Below are 260 nucleotides of genomic sequence, written 5' to 3'. Positions count from 1 at the left end.
CGGCGCCGGTCGGCAGGTGCCGGCGGAAGAAGGCCATGGTACTGCGGCCGGGCCGGCGCCGGCTTGCGCAACGAGGGCGCAGGCCGGCGGCGTTGGATTTCACTGGGCGCGTTCGGAGCCGCCCTGCTCGGATGTGCGCGGCGCGGAATCGCGCTGAACGGAATCGCCCGGCCGCAGCTGCCTGTCGAAGAACGCCCCGGTGGCGCGGTGCACGCGCAGCCAGGTCGCGTACCGCAGAAAGAAATGGTCCTCGTCGGGAA

General features: G+C 72.3%; 1 protein-coding gene. It reads right to left on the bottom strand.

Annotated elements, in window-relative coordinates; all coding sequences use genetic code 11:
* Window positions 1-99: 99 nt before the first annotated feature.
* Window positions 100-260, bottom strand: a 161-nt coding sequence (locus tag HKX41_12130) for a hypothetical protein (GenBank protein ID NNC24883.1), incomplete at its 5' end; no start/stop codon positions are given.

The organism is Salifodinibacter halophilus (assembly GCA_012999515.1).
Lineage (GTDB): Bacteria > Pseudomonadota > Gammaproteobacteria > Nevskiales > Salinisphaeraceae > Salifodinibacter > Salifodinibacter halophilus.
The sequence above is the reverse complement of the archived record's forward strand: the minus strand, read 5'-3'. Positions and strand labels throughout refer to the sequence as shown.